The following is a 15,614-nucleotide window of genomic DNA, read 5'->3' on the forward strand; positions in this document are numbered from 1 at the left end:
GGGGGGCGGGGGCACCTGGTCCGAGGCACCGGGGGGCGGCGGTGCTTGGGGGGTGCCGCCCGGGGGCGGCGGGACCTGGTGACCGGCAGCGAAGGGCTGATGCCCCCCGACGACCTGGGTGTTGCCGCCGTTCTGGCTGCGCTTCCACAGCAGGTAGCCGACGACACCGACGACCACGATCGGGAGGATGCAGCAGCACAGGCCGAAGAAGCCGATGCCTCCTCCGCGGCTACGGCGACGCCGACGCCTGCGGGCCGGCAGTGCTGCGGCCAGCTGGTCGCCGACGAGGAGCACGGCCTGGGCGGCGACCAGGTGCTCGAGGGCCAGACGAGGCATGCCGGCGAGGCCGAGCAGCCCGTTGACCGGAGCCAAGAGGGTGAGATCCGCGAGGGTCATGGGGTGATCATGCCCAAGCGGGGGCCGTGGCGCCAGATCAGGCCGAGGGCAGGGCGTCGTCAAACTCGACGGTCTGCGGGAGGTCGGCGTGGCCGGCCAGCCTGAAGACACGGACGACACGCTTGGCCCGGACTCGCTGGACCTCCTTGACCGCGTCGTTGTGGAAGCGGCGAGCCAGCTGCACGCGCAGTCCGGCCTCGCGCACCCGGTCCAGGGCAGCGGCGCCGGGACCGCCGGCCGAGGTCACCTCGAGCACCACCTCGGGCGGGAGCGCGGCGAGCAGGGCCTCCGTCAGCTCGCTCTCGACGCTCTCGCGCCCGGCGAAGTGCTGTCCCTCGAGCAGGTCCGACTCGAAGGTGTGCTCGTTGACCCGCTCGAGCGACTGGCTCGCTGCCGCGGCGATGAGGAATCCGCTCGCGGGATCGATCGCCCCCGAGTTGACCAGCTCGAGGCTCGCCTCGGCACGCCGGACGACGTGGGCGTCGAGGGCGGACAGGGCCCCTTCCACCTTGGCATGCAGGCGGTCGAGGCGTGCCGCGCTGTACGAGAGGTACCACGCGAGCACGAGGACGAGGCAGATGGCGACGACGATCCAGCTCACCGCAGTCATCGCGGCCCCCCTCCCGCTCGGGCGTCGAGGCCCGGGCGGAGCCGGGTGACCTGACGCTGGTGGCCACCCGCGTCGACGACCGTGTCGTAGACGGCCACGATCTCGCGGGCGACGACCTGCCAGTCGAAGGCTTGCGCACGGGTGCGGCCACGCTCGGACAGCACCCGCAGCCGTGCCGGGTCGCGCAGCAGCTCCACCGCCCGAGCCGCGAGGTCCTCCGCGCTCTCGTTGGCGAAGAGCGCCCCTGCCATGCCCGACCGGCCGGCGTCGAGCACCCGTTGGAAGGCGGAGAGGTCGCTCGCCAGGACCGGGGCCCCGGCCGCCATCGCCTCCACGAGGACGATGCCGAAGCTCTCCCCGCCCGTGTGCGGCGCGATGTAGAGGTCGGCCGAGGCGAGAGCGCTCGCCTTGTCCTCGTCGGACAGCGCCCCGAGGAACTCCGTCGCAGCCAGGACCCGCTCGGGCAGCCGGGCCCGGGCGGACTCGACGCTGCCCGGCCCGACGACGAGGAGCCGGGCGCCCGGTATCGCGTCGAGGATCGCGGGCATCGCGGCAGCGAGCACGGGCAGGCCCTTGCGCGGCTCGTCGATGCGGCCGAGGAAGACCAGGGTGGGCCGCCCCGGAGCCCCGGACCAGCGCGGGTCGCGGGTCGCCCGGGCGAAGACTCCGGTGTCGACGCCGTTGGGGATCACGACCGCGTCGCCACCGATGTGGGTCGTCACGGTGCGTCGCGCATCCTCCGAGACGGCGATCCGCCCGTGGATCTTTTCCAACGACGGGCGCAGCAGCGGGTATGCCGCCTGCATGACGCGGGAGCGGACGTTGGAGGTGTGGAAGGTCGCGACCACCGGGCTCGACGCGGCCCACAGTGCCAGCACCGACAGGCTCGGCGCCAGGGGTTCGTGGATGTGCACGACGTCGAAGTCGCCCTCCTCGAGCCAACGGCTGACCTTGGCCGCGGCGACGGGCCCGAAGAGCAGTCGAGCCGTCGACCCGTTGTACCGGATCGGGACGGCACGCCCGGCGGGGACGACGTGGTCCGGCAGCTCGGTGCCCTCGTCGGCCGGTGCGAGCACCGAGGCGTGGTGCCCGTGGGCGACGAGGTAGTCAGCGAGGTCCCGGATGTGGAACTGGACCCCTCCGGGCACGTCGAAGGAGTACGGGCTGACGAGACCGACCCTCATGCCGCCCTCCGTCGCTCCGCGTCACGTGCGGGGTCGAGGTCCTCCACGAAGACCCGCTGCATCATGTGCCAGTCCTCGGTGTGCTCGGTGATGGCCCGGCCGAAGGCATCGGCGCAGGCCTGGGTCGTGCGCCCCACGGCGTCAGCACACTCCGCCGACGGCACGTCGACGGCATCGTGGATCGTCACGACCATGCCCCAGGTGCGCCCGAGGCGCTCGTGCCGCAGGGTGACGGGGTAGAGCGGCAGGCCGGTCTCCACCGCCAGCGCTGCCGGCCCGGCGGCCATGCGCGCGCGGTGCCCGCACAGGTCGACCTCGACGCCGGTGGCCGACAGGTCGCGGTCGGCGAGGAGGGGCATGACGACCGGCTCCCCCGTCGCCAGCTGCTCGCGCAGCCGCGCGAAGGTCCCGTGCTCGGCCGGGTGGATGACCATGCCGAGGCTCTCGCGGTAGTCGAGGAAGGCGCGGAACATCTCCTCGGGCTCCAACCGCTCGGCCACCGTGACGACGGTCCCCAGGTGACGTGCGCACCAGACCCCGGCGAGGTCCCAGTTGCCCGTGTGACCGAGGAAGGCCAGGACGGGCCGGCCCGCACGCAGGTGCTCCTTGAGCTGCGGCATCGCCCCCCTCGAAGCGGACCCGGGAGTCGACCTGCTCCCCCGTGACCGCCGGCAGGCGGAAGGCCTCGACGTAGTAGCGAAGGGCGGCGCGCACCCCCTTCGCCACGAGCGCCTCGAGCTCTGCGGCGGTCAGCTCAGGGCGCACTCGGGCGTAGTTGGCGCGCAGCCGCCGCACCGAGCCGGAGTTCGCCGCGTACGTGCGGTCGGCGGCAAGGTCGAAGAGGCGGTAGGCCAGCCCCTCCGGAAGCAGCCGCAGCACCCGCCACGCGAGGAGGAAGGCCCACACGGTCGCCCGGTGCCGCAGGCGGCTCACGACGTCGCGGGCGTCGAGTCGGCAGCCTCCTCGGCCAGCACCTGCTGACGCACGAAGAGGACCCGCTGGAGGATCGTGATGACGCTCGCCACGGCGAGGACCGCGAGCACCACCTTGAGGACGACCTCGGGCAGCCCGAGGCCGACGAGCCCCGTGGTCACGAGCGCCGCGACGAGGCGGTCGGCCCGCTCGGCGATGCCGACGCTCGCCGTCATGCCCAGTCCCTCGGCGCGGGCTCGGGCGTAGGAGACGACGCTGCCGAGCACGAGGCAGGCCAGGGCCAGCCATGACATGACGCGGTCGTCGCCGCCCTGGAAGAACCAGATTGCCAGGCCGGAGAAGATCGCGGCGTCACCGATCCGGTCGAGGGTCGAGTCGAGGAAGGCCCCCCATTTGCTCGTGCGCCCCAGCAGGCGGGCCATGACGCCGTCGATCGTGTCGGAGAAGACGAAGGCGGTGATGACGAGCACCCCGACGAGCAGCTGTCCCCGCGGGAAGAAGACGAGCGCGCCGACGCAGACCCCGATGGTGCCGAGGATCGTCACCACGTCGGGGCTGACACCCCAGCGGTTGAGGAGTTTGGCCACCGGGGTGAGGATCCGGGTGACCGCGGCGCGCGCGTATCGATTGAGCATGGCGGGTCAAGCGTAACCGCGCACGGGCCGCTGCCCCGACCGCCGCGCTGGCGTCGGTGCACCCCGGCCGCTGGGCTACGCCGGCGGCCAGGCCGCCACGAGGGCCTGCCGGGCGTCCTCGAGGAGGATCGGCAGGGCCTTGGTCTGCGCGACGATGGGCAGGAAGTTCATGTCGCCACCCCATCGCGGGATGACGTGCTGGTGCAGGTGGGCGGCCACGCCGGCCCCGGCCACGGCGCCCTGGTTCATCCCGAGGTTGAAGCCGTGGGGGTTGGACGAGGCCTGCAGGGCACGGATCGCCGCCTTGGTGAGAGCGGTGAACTCGGCGGTCTCCTCGTCGGTGAGGTCGATGTAGAGCGAGACGTGCCGGTACGGGCAGACGAGCACGTGGCCGGCGTTGTACGGGAAGAGGTTCATGACGACGAAGCAGGTCTCGCCGCGGTGGACGACCAGCCCCTCGGCGTCCTCCTTGTCGGGGGCGACGCAGAAGGGGCACCCGTCCCCCGCCTCGTCGCTCGGCCGCTCCCCCGTCACGTAGGCCATCCGGTGGGGCGTCCAGAGACGGTCGAAGCCGTCGGGCACGCCCACGAGGGAGCGGTCGTCCTCGGTCGGGTGGTCGTGCTGCGTCATGCGCCGATCCTGTCACGCCGTGACGAAGGGGAGTCCTCCCCCTTCGTCACGGGGGTCGGGTCGCGGCAGGATGGCGACATGCATCCAGGACTGCAGAATGTCGCCAACCGGGCCGCCTACTACGCCACCCTCCGCCAGACGCTGCTCGCCGAGACGCTCGAGGAGCAGGTGGGCGACCACCAGATCGCCGGGCACCTGCAGGAAGGGACGCTGCAGTTCGTCGGCGCCGAGCGCACCCTCACCGCTCGCTGCCACCTCATTGCCTCGGTCGCCCCGGGACCGAAGTCGATGCTCTGGGGCTGGGCACACCCCCAGGGCGGCGGTGAGGTGGCCGGCCGGGTCAAGGAGCTCGGCGAGCGCTTCGGCATCACCGACCTCACGTCGCCGGAGCTGCCCTTCGAGGCCGGCAACGACATCGCGGCGACGACGGCCCACCTGGGCCACCTCGCCGCCTGCGTGGGCGTCGAGGCGACGCGCATCTCCCCCTATTACACGGTGAACGCCGGCGGCGGTACCCGACTCGTCATGGTGCTCGAGGGCATCGACGTCCCGGAGCCGAGCCTCATGCAGGTGGCCTCGCGCGTCGAGCCGGTGCTCACCAGCGGGATCATCACCGACCACCGCTCGGCTGTCCTCGGTCTCGCGGAGCACCGCGAGGGCTTCTCGGTCGACGACCAGGGGCAGCAGATCGTCCTGTCGGACGAGACCGGCTCGATCACCTTCCGTCTCGACGACCAGCAGCGGATCACCAACGCGAGCATGAGCCTGCACGCACAGGGCTGACGTCAGGCCTTCGGCGGGACCCACTCGCGCAGCCGGTCGACCGGCCCGGTGAATCCCACCGCGTCGAAGAGCGGTCGCCCCGCGTCGCTCGAGTTCAGCCGCACCCAGCGGACCCGCTCGGCGGTGGCCGCCTCCTGCACCGCGTGCAGGAGGCGGCGACCCACCCCTTCGCGGCGGCGGTCGGTCGAGACGAAGACCTGCTGCACGTACCACCACTCGGGTCGTCCGACGTGCCCGAGGGTGGGCAGCTTCCGCACCCGGTGGGCGAGGACGCACCCGACCGGTCGGCCGTCGTGCTCCTCGGCGATCCATCCTCGGTAGCCGTCGAAGTCCGCCAGGAGGGCGTCGGCGTAGTCGGTGAGGAAGCCGGGTCGGGTCGCCCGGCCCACCTCCCGGTCCTGCTGCAGGCGAAGGGCCGCGAGCGACAGGGCGTCGTCGCGCTCGATCGGCCGGATCCGGGTCGTCATGCCCCGCAACCTAGCCAAGGACCGCCCCCACCGTCCGCATTTCCCTAGGGAAATCACCACCAGACCCCACATTTCCCTAGGGAAATCACCACCGGCCTGCGCATTTCCCTAGGGAAATGCGCAGGCCGGTCAGGCGGAGCGGGTCAGATGGTGCCGGCAGGGGCGGCGTCGGGGCCGGGGTTGGTCAGGCTCGGCGCCGACGTCACCTGGTCCTTGGCCTCGATGGCCGCGAGGATCCGCTCGATGGCGGTCTCGATCGGCAGCCCGTTTTCCTGGGACCCGTCGCGGTAGCGGAAGGAGACCGCGTTGTTGCTGCGGTCCTCCTCACCGGCGATGAGCGTGAAGGGCACCTTGGCCTTGCTCGCATTGCGGATCTTCTTGGGGAAGCGGTCGTCGCTGTCGTCGAGCTCGACGCGGATCCCCTTCGCCCGCATCTGCTGGAGCACGTCCCAGAGGTAGTCGTTGTACTCCTCGGCCACCGGGACACCGAGCACCTGCACCGGCGAGAGCCACACGGGGAAGGCGCCGGCGTAGTGCTCGACGAGGACCCCGATGAAGCGCTCGATCGAGCCGAACTTCGCCGAGTGGATCATCACCGGCTGCTGGCGGGAGCCGTCAGCAGCCTGGTACTCGAGCGCGAAGCGGTCCGCGGACGGCTGGTTGAAGTCGTACTGGATGGTGCTCATCTGCCAGGTGCGGCCGATGGCGTCACGGGCCTGCACCGACACCTTGGGGCCGTAGTAGGCGGCGCCGCCAGGGTCGGGCACGAGCTCGAGCCCGGTCTCGCGGCATACGCTCTCCAGGACGGACGTCGCCTCGGCCCAGTCCTCGTCGCTGCCGATGAACTTCGAGCTCTTGTCGCCCCCTTCGTCCCGGGTGGACAGCTCGAGGTAGAAGTCGTCGAGACCGAAATCGCGCAGCAGCCCGAGGATGAAGTCGAGCAGGTGGCGGATCTCGTCGGGCGCCTGCTCCTTGGTGACGTAGGAGTGGCTGTCGTCCTGGGCGAAGCCGCGCACACGGGTCAGTCCGTGGATGACGCCGGACTTCTCGTGGCGGTAGACGTGGCCGAACTCGAAGAGGCGCAGCGGCAGCTCGCGGTACGAGCGCTGCTTGCTCCGGTAGATGAGGTTGTGCATGGGGCAGTTCATCGCCTTGAGCCGGTAGTCCATGCCGTCCACGTCGAAGGGGGGATACATCCCTTCGCCGTAGTACGGCAGGTGGCCGGAGGTGTGGAAGAGCCCCTCCTTGGCGATGTGCGGGGTCCCGACGTACTCGAAGCCCTCCTCGATGTGCCGCTGACGGACGTAGTCCTCCATCTCCCGCTTGATGACCCCACCCTTGGGGTGGAAGACGGGCAGGCCGGAGCCGATCTCGTCGGGGAAGGAGTACAGGTCGAGCTCGCGACCGAGCTTGCGGTGGTCACGCTTCTCGGCCTCGGCGAGGCGGTCGAGATAGGCCTTGAGCTCGTCCTTGCTCGGCCAGGCGGTCCCGTAGACGCGCTGCAGCTGCGGATTCTTCTCACTGCCGCGCCAGTAGGCCGCGGCGCTGCGCATGATCTTGTAGGCATTGCCGATGACCTTGGTGGTCGGCACGTGCGGGCCGCGGCACAGGTCGCCCCAGGCGCGGGTGCCGTCGCGGCGCACGTTGTCGTAGATCGTCAGCTGGGCACCGCCGACCTCGACGGAGGCACCCTCGGCAGCGTCGTCGGAGGCACCGCCCTTGAGGCCGATGAGCTCGCACTTGTAGGGCTCGTGCTCGAGCTCGACGAGCGCGTCGTCGTCGCTGACCTCGCGGCGCACGAAGGTCTGGCCCTCGTTGATGATCCGCTGCATCGCCTTGTCGAGGGCCTTGAGGTCCTCGGGCGTGAAGGGCTCGGCGACGTCGAAGTCGTAGTAGAAGCCGTCGCGGATCGGCGGACCGATGCCGAGCTTGGCGTCGGGGTTGATCTGCTGGACCGCCTGCGCGAGGACGTGGGCCGTGGAGTGGCGCAGGACGTCGAGGCCGTCCTGCTCCTGGGCGGTGACGGGCTCGACGACGTCACCCTGGGCGAGCTCGTGCGCGAGGTCGCGCAGCTCGCCGTTGACCCGGGCCACGAGGACCGCCCGGTCCCCCTCGAAGAGATCGGCCGCGGTAGTGCCCTGGTCCACCGATCGCTCGTCGCCGGCGACGGTGATGGTGATCTGGGCAGACACGTGGACTCCTGTGGGACGGGTTCAGGTGCCCGGGCGGGCACCCGTCGAACTCTATCCCCGCGAAGGGGGGACCCCCCAACGCATTCGCCCCACCGTGCCGCTGGCTGAGGAGTCCGCAGCGGGCGCCTCCCCGGGTTGGCTGAGGAGTCCGCCCAGCGGGCGTCTCGAAGCCCACGGTGAGTAGCAGACCCCATGTGCGACCCCCTTCGTCCTCCCTACGGTCGGATCATGTTCGCCAAGGACCGCATCCTGCTCCCCCACACCGCCGTCTGGTGCGGGGTCCTGAGCCTGCTCGCCGTGCTGTGCTTCCACTTCCCCGAGGCGCTGACCAGCCAGGAGTTCCGGCCGGTCTACACGTCGGACTTCGCCCGCGGCCTGCTCCTCGTCGGGCTCGTCACGACCTTCGTCGCCGGGACCGTCGCGGTGCTCGCCGATCAGCGGCGCCGGCTCGCCCTCACCGGCCTGGCCTCGGCGACCGCCGCGGTGCTGCTCGGCGGGACCTCGGTGCCGCTGGACAAGGTCGAGGCGACGCCCTACTCGCTCGGGGTGGATTGGTTCATCCTCTCGCTCTTCTTCTCCGCGATCGTCTTCATCCCGCTCGAGCGCTACCTGGCCCACAGCCCTCACCCGGTGCTGCGGGGCGGCTGGCGCACCGACATCTGCTACTTCTTCCTCAGCCACGTGCTCGTGCAGTTCATCCTCATCCTCGTGACGGCCTCCACGACGACGGTGGCCGCCGCCATCGCGGTCGACCCGGTCAAGGCGCTCGTCGTCGGGATGCCGCTGTGGCTGCAGGTCCTGCTCGCGGTCTTCGTCGCCGACCTGGCCCAGGCCGTGCTGCACCGGGCCTACCACCGGGTGAAGACCCTCTGGCGCTTCCACGCGGTGCACCACTCGAGCCGCGACCTCGACTGGCTCGCGGGCTCGCGGGTCCACCTCGCGGAGACGGTCCTGACCCGCAGCATCGTCCTGCTGCCGCTCATGGTCCTCGGCTTCTCGGCCGCTGCCGTCAACGCCTACGTCATCATCGTCGGGCTGCAGGCCGTCGTCGCCCACGCCAACATCGGGGTCCGCTTCGGCTGGCTCGAGTACCTCGTCGTCCTGCCCCGCTACCACCACTGGCACCACGCCCGCCACGTCGACTACTGGGACCGCAACTACGCGATCCACCTGCCGGTCGTCGACATGCTCGTGGGCAGCTTCAAGCTCCCGCGTGACGGCAGCTGGCCCGAGGAGTACGGCGTGCTGCGTCTGGAGACGGTGCCGCGTGGGCTCGTGGCCCAGCACCTCATGCCCTTCCGCGGCGACCGTGAGTACGAGGAGCACGTGGCATGAGTACCGGAACGAGGCCCACGGGCGAAGCGCTTGACGAGGACCTCGCAGGAGCAGAAGGTGCAGGTGTGAACCTCGCCAAGGAGCGTCCCTGATGCCGATCTACCCGCGCGCCGAGATCACCCAGCACGGCGAGCGTCTGCTCGTCACCTCCCTGTCCCGGGCCGGGCTCTACTGGCCCAACGGGCAGTTCCACCACCTGACCACCCGCTCCAGCGGCACCGAGCTCGCCGAGGCCATTACCGCGGCACTTGCGCGCTCCCGCGAGGAGCCCGCGGAGCAGCTCCCCAAGGCGGCCTCCATCGACGTCACACCCGTCAGCGACGAGCTCGGCTTCCCGACCTGGCGGGCGATGGAAGCCGCCACCACCCACGTGGGCATCACCCTCATCGACGGCGACGTCCTCTTCGCCCCCTACGAGACCGTCGCCGGCAGGGGCTACAGCGGACACCCCGAGCTGCCCCCCGCCCGTGAAGCCGCGGACATCGCAACCCGAGCCCGTGAGGCCCTCGCCGAGGCAGCCCGCCTCAGCGAGAAGGTCGTCCCTCGCACCCCCACAGCAGCGACTACGACCGACGGTGCGCCCACTGCCGCGATCGACGACATCCCCAACCTCGCCGAAGCCATCCTCACGCGCCACGGCAACCAGTGGGCCGTCCAAGCACTCACGTCCATCCGCGCCGACCCGGGGAGCGCTCCCAACGGATGGATCACCACCGTCCCCGCCGATGCGCCCGAGCAGCTCGGCCACGCCCTCGTCGACGCCCTCACCCACGCGCGCGTCAACGCCACCGCGCTTCCCGACGCCAGCCGGGACACCCTCACCACCGCACTCGGCGTGACCACCGACGATCTGGCCACCCGGGCGACCACCCGCATCCACGTGCAAGCCTCCACCTCCGTCGGCGACATCGATGTCCACCCCCAAGAGCTCGATCCCGACACCCGCTGGTGGATCACGACCGACCACCCTGACTCCCGCACCCTCGGCCTCATCGACCCACCCGCCCTGTGGGGCACCACCCTCAACGCCCTCGCGGACACGTTGCTGGCACCTGACTGACAACGCGTCTCGTGTCGAGATGCGCGCGTCGACCGCGTGCTGGGCTAGGCACGGGGACCTTGACGCGACATCCGTCGCCACCGACCGAGAGGACACCATGCGCACCACGCCCAGCCGAACGATCCAGGCCACCGCGTGCGCCATCGCCCTGATCGGGCTGACCGCCTGCGGCGGCTCAGACAGCGAAGGATCCTCCACGACCAGCACGTCCAGCAGCTCGGCCGACCTGACCTACGACGACGACTACGCCGTCGATGCGGCCAGAGCCACCGAATCCAAGCGGCGCGCACACGACCCCAACACGAAGCTGTCGGACGACACGCCCTGGGCCACCGAGGACTACATCGACACCTTCAACCGCAACGTCACGGCGATGAAGGAAGCCGGCGTTGTCGAGAAGGGCACCGTCAAGGTCAACTCAGTCCACCTCGCCACGTCCGACCCCGACGCCCCCCGGCGGTTGGAACCTGACGCTGTACCAGTGCAGCACTTCCACGGCCCGCTACTTCAAGGGCGACAAGGACGTCACCACCGATCCGAACAACGACAACAAGCCAGCGCCCAAGGGCCCTCAGGAGAACGTGCACCTGGTCAGCTTCCACACACCTGACCAAGGCAAGACGTGGCAGATCGACGACTCCCAGCTCCTCACCGGGAAGAGGGCCGCGGAGGCACCTTGCGTTTGAGGCTGACCCTCACCGGGGGCGCTCGCTCCACACTGGCACTGGACACCTTCACCGTGTCCGCAGCAACCCTCGTGCCGACCGACGCCTACCTGAAGTGGTCGCGCAACTGGCGCCACGTCTCGGGGACGCCGACGACCCTTGGTCCGATCAACCGCCCCGACGTCTCCCCTAGCAGCGCGATCCTGAAGTTGAGCGAACTTTTGGCCGGGACAGTCGACAGAGCTCGCAAGCACTCCACATACACCGCGTGAGCAACCGCCTCCTCTGCCGGGAGACCAATCGTCCCCTCCAGGAACCATCCCGAGACCCCGCCGCCCTTGCGCACCCGCACCTCCACGGAGGAGACGCCCTCGGCCTTGGACACCGCGGCCCGGACCTCCCCTTCGTCCACCGGCGGAGTGCTGCTGCACGCAGTCAGTCCCAGCACCGCCCCCACGGCCCCGACCAGGACCACCCGCCGGTGAACAGCCCGTCCGTTCCTGCCGACTGTGCTCATGTCTCATCCCCCTCGCGTCGTCCAGGTGTTGCCACGACCCCACCACAGGATCGGGGCCTCGCGCCTGGTGTGAACCGCTCCGCTATGCCCCAGCGCATGGTCGCGGCCGCACATGAGCACCATCGCCTCAGCAACCACAGGCGGGCCAGGAACAGATCAATTGAACTGCTCGCGCATCCGATTCCAGGTCTCGGGGACGCCGATATCGCCGGGCACGATCGTCCGCCCCGATGTCTCGCCGTATATAGCGATCGAGAAGTTTCTGTCGGACGTGGTCGGCACCCTCGCGATGACGCGAAGGCACTACTCGAAGACGGCCTCCGCCTCCCCTTCCTCTGCCGGAAGCCCAATCGTTCCCTCGAGGAACCAGCCTGAGACCCCGCCGCCCTCGCGCATCCGAAGATCCACTGATGTGACTCCGGTGACGCCGGCAACGGCGTCTCGGACCTCGCCTTCGTCGATCGGTGGCTCGCTCGAGCACGCAGAAAGTCCCAGCATGATGGCAGCGCTCCCCAAGAGTGCGGTTCTTCTACGGATGACTGACACGATTGCTACTTCCTCCGCACTTCGACATCAACGCCCTCGACAGTAGAGCCATCACCTATGGACACCATGAAGGCGTCCAGCGCACCCTGGTCACGACTGCACGAAGGGCGCGAAGGTGTCGGCAACGAGGCCGCGCCGTGTCCGGCTGAGCACATTCGACAGCCCTTACGCGAAGTGCTCGCGCAGGGCACCCCATGTGTCGGGCACGCCCACATTACTCGGCGGGATCACCTTCCCGGACGACTCACCGAAGAGCCTGATCTTGAAGTTCGCCCCCGCCTTCACCGGGACCGTCGACAAGGCCCGCAGGCACTCCTCATACACCGCGTGAGCCTCAGCTTCATCAGCCGGAAGGCCAACCCTGCCTTCGAGCTTCCACCCGGAGACCCCGCCGCCCTTGCGCACCCGCACCTCCACGGAGGAGACGCCCTCGACCTTGGACACCGCGGCCCGGACCTCCCCTTCGTCCACCGGCGGAGTGCTGCTGCACGCGGTCAGTCCCAGCACCATTCCCACGGTCCCGACCACGGACCACCCGCCGATGAATCGCCGGTCGCTTTCGTCCCGCAGTGCTCATCTGTGATCCCCTCGCGTCGTCCAGTTGCTGCGACGACCACACCACAGGATCCCGACCACGCGCATGGTGACTCCTACCCATGTCCGGCCTCCTTGCGGGCAGGCTGACGACATCCCACGGAGCACGACGAAGGCCCCCCGGCGAACCGGGGGCCTTCGATCAATCTGTGGGTCGTTTGTACGGCTCCAGATTCCGCGCCTGGCCTGCGGTGTAGCGACGATCCTCGGCTCCCGCCGTGAGGTGTTCCCGCGCTAACTCTCCGCCGTTCCCAGCCCGGTCAGGGAGGCCGGGTTGCCGTGTCGCAGGGCCTGGCTACAGTCCAGGCGCATGAGAGAGCAGACCAGCCCCGCCAGCGTCCCCACCGACCCGTCCCTACAGGCCGTGATCACGAGCGCCTTCGCAGTCGCGGAGGTGGCTGTCGAACACCTCGTCCGCGTCTCCCCCACGCTCGACCGGGACAGGGTGGAGTACGTCGTGGCCTCGGTGCTGCTGGAGGAGGCGTGGGTCGGCGGTTCGTAGCCTCACCGACCCGACTATCGGCGAACCCCTGGAGGCCAGATCACGGTGACCGGCTTGCTGAGCGAATACGCGTAGGCGACTGCATCAGCCGTCCCGCCCTTCCCTTGGGCGGGGAGGCCGTCCCAGACGGCCACGAGGACGTCGCAGAGGTCGACAACGCGCTTCCCGGCAGCCAGGTAGGCATCTTCGGTCGGCTCCGCGAAGTCCAACGTCTCGACCTCGGAAGCCCTCGAAAGGAGCGCCCTGAACTGAAGGAGGTCAGCCTCCTGCTCGAACGATGACTCGTAGTTCACGCTGGGCAGGACGACGTGCAGTCGTCCACCTAGGCCCAAGACCTCCTCGGCAAACTTCTGATCAGCCCCGGCAGCCAGACTGGATAGTCCTACGAACGGTGGGCCACCAAGGATGGCTGGCAGCCGGGCCACCAGCAGACTCCAAACCGACTGCGGTGCCTCTTGGTGGCCCGAGACTGCGTAGATCGTCATAGCCGGTCCTCGGAGGCCATGTGGCGATAGTGCCTGCCGAGGGGCGTGAGCCTACAACCCTCGCTCTGCATCGCGGCGAAGAACATGTGGTCAGCGCCCACCGGCTCCACCAACTTCGCGGACGCGCACTTCTGGAGTTGCTTGAACACTGCCTCGTGCTCAGGGTGGGGCTCCAAGCCCGAGTCGCGCTTGTCCGGCTCGTATGAGGGATTGAGGGGGAACACGTGGTCCGGCGTCGGGAACCACTCGGGAAGCCTTCGCAGTGTCGAAAGCGGCACGGCAGGGTCGCAACGACGGATGTCTTGGAGGTGGTCGACATTCGCCTTGAACATGGGGCGTTGGTCCCATGTTCCGAATGCCTCGGAAAGGTAGGAGTAGAGGCCCGCCAACGTCAGGTGACCTAGGACGTCCGCCGCTCCGCCCTCCAGCGCGCCTTCCAGGTAGGCGGAGAACTGCCCTCGGCCCGCTGGCGTCTCGGCAGACGTCTGATCTGCTCGGCTCGCGGTAAGCATCGACACCCCTTGCCGAAGGACTGAACCGGCGGTCATTGCGGCAGGGACGCCGCCCGCGCCCCCCAGAGAAGCAGCAGTCGAGGATGACCGCGACCTCTTGGTCGCAGGCATTGATCCTCTCCAACACTTCGCTGAACCTGACGCCGGGTGTTTGCTGAGTGCCGTCAGAGGTCACGAGAGTCACGTCGGCTCCGCCCGCGACCTGTGCGCCGTGCCCGGCGAAGTAGAGGAGGGACATGTGGACGCCGGGGGGCGAACAGGCGGTCCAACGCCTCCAGCAGATCGTCGCGGCTGACGTGGCCGGTCCCGACCGGGGCGGTGAGGGTCTTCACCTCGAAGTTGGGGGTGTCGTCCTCGTTGCGCGCCAAGACCGGCGTAAGGGCCACCGCATCATTCACACAGCCCCCGAGGTTGCCGAAGGATGGATAGTGGTCGATGCCGACCACGAGTGCGCGTCGCAGCACGTCAGAGCCCGTCGATGAAGTCCCCGACGTTCTGCCAGGTCCAGGTCTTGCAGGGAGCCGTCCCCATCTCGACCGGCTTGGTCCGATAGCCGTCTTCGATCCAGATGCCGAGGAGCGGCTTTCCCTCCTCGCGAGCGCACTTGATCTCCCACAACTGCCCGGCTGCGTCAGGGGTGCTGCTGCTGATGAGTGCGATGACCCCATCGGAGCGGCGGATGCGTGCCCGGACCCGCTCCTTCCACTCCGTGTCATAGGGGTTCTTGACGCTCATGTCGGTCCAGTCGTAAGGCGTGTTGCCCAACTTCCGCTGTCCGACGAAGAGGTCGCGAGTCCTCTCGTCCTCCATGGCGAAGGCGATGAAGACGGTCTTGTTGGCCATGTCAGGTCCTATCTGTCGATGTCGAGGTCATGCCTATCACCCAGCACCGACAGCCCTGTCCGTGCCGAGAGCAGCCGGGGGGCGCGACGGGTGCTTCCCCTCGCCGTCGCGCCCCGACTCGACCTCCTACTTGACCTTCATCTGGATGCGAGTGCCCTCGCTGATCAGCGTCGCGTAGTCGGTCAACTCCGGATCGGAGATCGAACCGCCGACCCGAGACCACTTGCGCCGGAGCACGGGCTTGATCTCGGAGACGGGGGTGACCCTTGTAGCGACGCAGCAGGCTGTCGAACATCTTCTGGTAGTCAGACGCGATGTCCTTCAGCGCAGGCTGGACAGCGTTCTCCAGAGCCTTCTCCCACCCGGGAGTCATCTTGAAGCCTGAGCCCATGATCAGACCTGCTGACTGATCGTGGTGCCCGGGTGACGCTGGGCCGTGGACTCCTTGACGAACCGTCCGGTGATCGTGGATCGGTTGACGGTCGTCTTGTTGGACGTGCCCCGACCGACGCGCTCGGTAGAGGTGGTCCGGGGGCTACGACGTGCCGTCGAAGCGCTCACGAAGCGTCCGGTGCGGGCGCTCCTACTCGCGGTGCGTGCCATCTGGCTCGCCTCCGTTCTGGGCCGAGGGCCCATTGGGAGCACTGCCACGGGAGCGGCTAGAGTCGGAGTCCTAGTTCGCCCAACTAGACGCCAAGCCCTGGATGCTCCCACCCCGGAGATTC

The 15,614-nt window shown here is 69.3% G+C and carries 17 protein-coding genes and 2 pseudogenes; 5 read left to right on the forward strand and 14 right to left on the reverse strand.

Annotation, left to right across the window (positions count from 1 at the left end):
* From B277_RS09125 to B277_RS09150, 7 genes and pseudogenes are all read right to left on the reverse strand, one after another.
* Positions 1–396 (reverse strand): annotated as a pseudogene (locus B277_RS09125) (hypothetical protein); the annotation flags it as partial.
* 37 nt (positions 397–433) lie between these two features.
* Positions 434–1,006 (reverse strand): hypothetical protein, encoded by a 573-nt coding sequence (locus B277_RS09130; RefSeq protein ID WP_040881264.1) that lies wholly within the window; start codon positions 1,004–1,006, stop codon positions 434–436.
* Positions 1,003–2,190, reverse strand: coding sequence for a glycosyltransferase family 4 protein (locus B277_RS09135; protein ID WP_007927484.1), 1,188 nt, complete (start codon positions 2,188–2,190; stop codon positions 1,003–1,005). The genes B277_RS09130 and B277_RS09135 overlap by 4 nt, the downstream gene beginning before the upstream one ends.
* Entirely contained in the window at positions 2,187–2,810 is a 624-nt protein-coding gene (locus tag B277_RS09140) for a phosphatidylinositol mannoside acyltransferase (protein WP_007927487.1), read from the reverse strand. Before B277_RS09140 ends, B277_RS09135 begins: the two co-directional genes overlap by 4 nt.
* 58 nt (positions 2,811–2,868) lie before the next feature.
* Positions 2,869–3,123: pseudogene (locus tag B277_RS19560) on the reverse strand (LpxL/LpxP family acyltransferase); the annotation flags it as partial.
* Positions 3,120–3,758: a phosphatidylinositol phosphate synthase gene (gene pgsA / locus B277_RS09145; RefSeq protein WP_007927492.1), complete on the reverse strand. Its 639-nt coding sequence runs from the start codon at positions 3,756–3,758 to the stop codon at positions 3,120–3,122. The pseudogene B277_RS19560 and the gene pgsA, both read right to left, overlap by 4 nt.
* 75 nt (positions 3,759–3,833) lie before the next feature.
* Positions 3,834–4,388, reverse strand: coding sequence for an HIT family protein (locus tag B277_RS09150; RefSeq protein WP_007927493.1), 555 nt, complete (start codon positions 4,386–4,388; stop codon positions 3,834–3,836).
* 78 nt (positions 4,389–4,466) lie between these two features.
* Here B277_RS09150 and B277_RS09155 point away from each other — a divergent pair, with 78 nt between their 5' ends.
* A complete protein-coding gene (locus tag B277_RS09155) occupies positions 4,467–5,171 on the forward strand; it encodes a DUF6882 domain-containing protein (RefSeq protein WP_040881276.1) in 705 nt (234 codons plus the stop codon).
* A 2-nt stretch (positions 5,172–5,173) separates the two neighbouring features.
* On the opposite strand, the gene B277_RS09160 is transcribed toward B277_RS09155, so the two are convergent.
* Together B277_RS09160 and thrS are read right to left on the reverse strand one after the other, a co-directional pair.
* Positions 5,174–5,638: a GNAT family N-acetyltransferase gene (locus B277_RS09160; protein WP_007927497.1), complete on the reverse strand. Its 465-nt coding sequence runs from the start codon at positions 5,636–5,638 to the stop codon at positions 5,174–5,176.
* Between the two features lie 143 nt (positions 5,639–5,781).
* Entirely contained in the window at positions 5,782–7,830 is a 2,049-nt protein-coding gene (gene thrS, locus B277_RS09165; protein WP_007927499.1) for a threonine--tRNA ligase, read from the reverse strand.
* Positions 7,831–8,058: 228 nt separating this feature from the next.
* Here thrS and B277_RS09170 point away from each other — a divergent pair, with 228 nt between their 5' ends.
* From B277_RS09170 to B277_RS09180, 3 genes are all read left to right on the forward strand, one after another.
* On the forward strand, positions 8,059–9,165 hold the full coding sequence (locus B277_RS09170; protein ID WP_040881266.1) for a sterol desaturase family protein: 1,107 nt from the start codon (positions 8,059–8,061) through the stop codon (positions 9,163–9,165).
* Positions 9,166–9,256: 91 nt separating this feature from the next.
* Complete coding sequence (locus B277_RS09175) at positions 9,257–10,225, forward strand: hypothetical protein (RefSeq protein ID WP_007927501.1); 969 nt, start codon at positions 9,257–9,259, stop codon at positions 10,223–10,225.
* A gap of 97 nt (positions 10,226–10,322) precedes the next feature.
* Positions 10,323–10,835 carry a hypothetical protein gene (locus B277_RS09180; RefSeq protein ID WP_156811767.1) on the forward strand — a complete coding sequence of 171 codons (513 nt, stop codon included), beginning with the start codon at positions 10,323–10,325 and terminating at the stop codon, positions 10,833–10,835.
* 1,283 nt (positions 10,836–12,118) lie between these two features.
* Here B277_RS09180 and B277_RS09190 read toward each other — a convergent pair.
* Positions 12,119–12,424, reverse strand: coding sequence for a hypothetical protein (locus B277_RS09190; RefSeq protein ID WP_238539391.1), 306 nt, complete (start codon positions 12,422–12,424; stop codon positions 12,119–12,121).
* 433 nt (positions 12,425–12,857) lie between these two features.
* Between B277_RS09190 and B277_RS09195 the strand changes: the two genes are divergently transcribed.
* A complete protein-coding gene (locus B277_RS09195) occupies positions 12,858–13,049 on the forward strand; it encodes a hypothetical protein (protein ID WP_007927508.1) in 192 nt (63 codons plus the stop codon).
* Positions 13,050–13,063: 14 nt separating this feature from the next.
* Here B277_RS09195 and B277_RS09200 read toward each other — a convergent pair whose 3' ends face one another.
* The 4 genes from B277_RS09200 to B277_RS17970 form a co-directional block, all read right to left on the reverse strand.
* Positions 13,064–13,534 carry a hypothetical protein gene (locus tag B277_RS09200; RefSeq protein WP_007927510.1) on the reverse strand — a complete coding sequence of 157 codons (471 nt, stop codon included), beginning with the start codon at positions 13,532–13,534 and terminating at the stop codon, positions 13,064–13,066.
* The gene (locus tag B277_RS19085) at positions 13,531–14,046 is read right to left on the reverse strand and encodes a hypothetical protein (protein WP_007927512.1); all 516 of its coding nucleotides are present in this window, start codon (positions 14,044–14,046) and stop codon (positions 13,531–13,533) included. Before B277_RS19085 ends, B277_RS09200 begins: the two co-directional genes overlap by 4 nt.
* A gap of 465 nt (positions 14,047–14,511) precedes the next feature.
* The gene (locus B277_RS09210) at positions 14,512–14,889 is read right to left on the reverse strand and encodes a TIR domain-containing protein (protein WP_007927515.1); all 378 of its coding nucleotides are present in this window, start codon (positions 14,887–14,889) and stop codon (positions 14,512–14,514) included.
* Between the two features lie 393 nt (positions 14,890–15,282).
* On the reverse strand, positions 15,283–15,450 hold the full coding sequence (locus B277_RS17970) for a hypothetical protein (RefSeq protein ID WP_007927517.1): 168 nt from the start codon (positions 15,448–15,450) through the stop codon (positions 15,283–15,285).
* Positions 15,451–15,614 lie beyond the last annotated feature (164 nt).

The organism is Janibacter hoylei PVAS-1 (assembly GCF_000297495.1).
Classification (GTDB): domain Bacteria; phylum Actinomycetota; class Actinomycetes; order Actinomycetales; family Dermatophilaceae; genus Janibacter; species Janibacter hoylei.

Excerpts from the sequence above, each read along its gene's own strand:
- B277_RS09130 (WP_040881264.1), bottom strand. The coding sequence starts at position 1,006 with ATGACTGCGGTGAGCTGGATCGTCGTCGCCATCTGCCTCGTCCTCGTG.
- B277_RS09135 (WP_007927484.1), bottom strand. The coding sequence starts at position 2,190 with ATGAGGGTCGGTCTCGTCAGCCCGTACTCCTTCGACGTGCCCGGAGGG.
- B277_RS09140 (WP_007927487.1), bottom strand. The coding sequence starts at position 2,810 with ATGCCGCAGCTCAAGGAGCACCTGCGTGCGGGCCGGCCCGTCCTGGCC.
- pgsA (WP_007927492.1), bottom strand. The coding sequence starts at position 3,758 with ATGCTCAATCGATACGCGCGCGCCGCGGTCACCCGGATCCTCACCCCG.
- B277_RS09150 (WP_007927493.1), bottom strand. The coding sequence starts at position 4,388 with ATGACGCAGCACGACCACCCGACCGAGGACGACCGCTCCCTCGTGGGC.
- B277_RS09155 (WP_040881276.1), top strand. The coding sequence starts at position 4,467 with ATGCATCCAGGACTGCAGAATGTCGCCAACCGGGCCGCCTACTACGCC.
- B277_RS09160 (WP_007927497.1), bottom strand. The coding sequence starts at position 5,638 with ATGACGACCCGGATCCGGCCGATCGAGCGCGACGACGCCCTGTCGCTC.
- B277_RS09170 (WP_040881266.1), top strand. The coding sequence starts at position 8,059 with ATGTTCGCCAAGGACCGCATCCTGCTCCCCCACACCGCCGTCTGGTGC.
- B277_RS09175 (WP_007927501.1), top strand. The coding sequence starts at position 9,257 with ATGCCGATCTACCCGCGCGCCGAGATCACCCAGCACGGCGAGCGTCTG.
- B277_RS09180 (WP_156811767.1), top strand. The coding sequence starts at position 10,323 with ATGCGCACCACGCCCAGCCGAACGATCCAGGCCACCGCGTGCGCCATC.
- B277_RS09195 (WP_007927508.1), top strand. The coding sequence starts at position 12,858 with ATGAGAGAGCAGACCAGCCCCGCCAGCGTCCCCACCGACCCGTCCCTA.
- B277_RS09200 (WP_007927510.1), bottom strand. The coding sequence starts at position 13,534 with ATGACGATCTACGCAGTCTCGGGCCACCAAGAGGCACCGCAGTCGGTT.
- B277_RS19085 (WP_007927512.1), bottom strand. The coding sequence starts at position 14,046 with ATGCTTACCGCGAGCCGAGCAGATCAGACGTCTGCCGAGACGCCAGCG.
- B277_RS09210 (WP_007927515.1), bottom strand. The coding sequence starts at position 14,889 with ATGGCCAACAAGACCGTCTTCATCGCCTTCGCCATGGAGGACGAGAGG.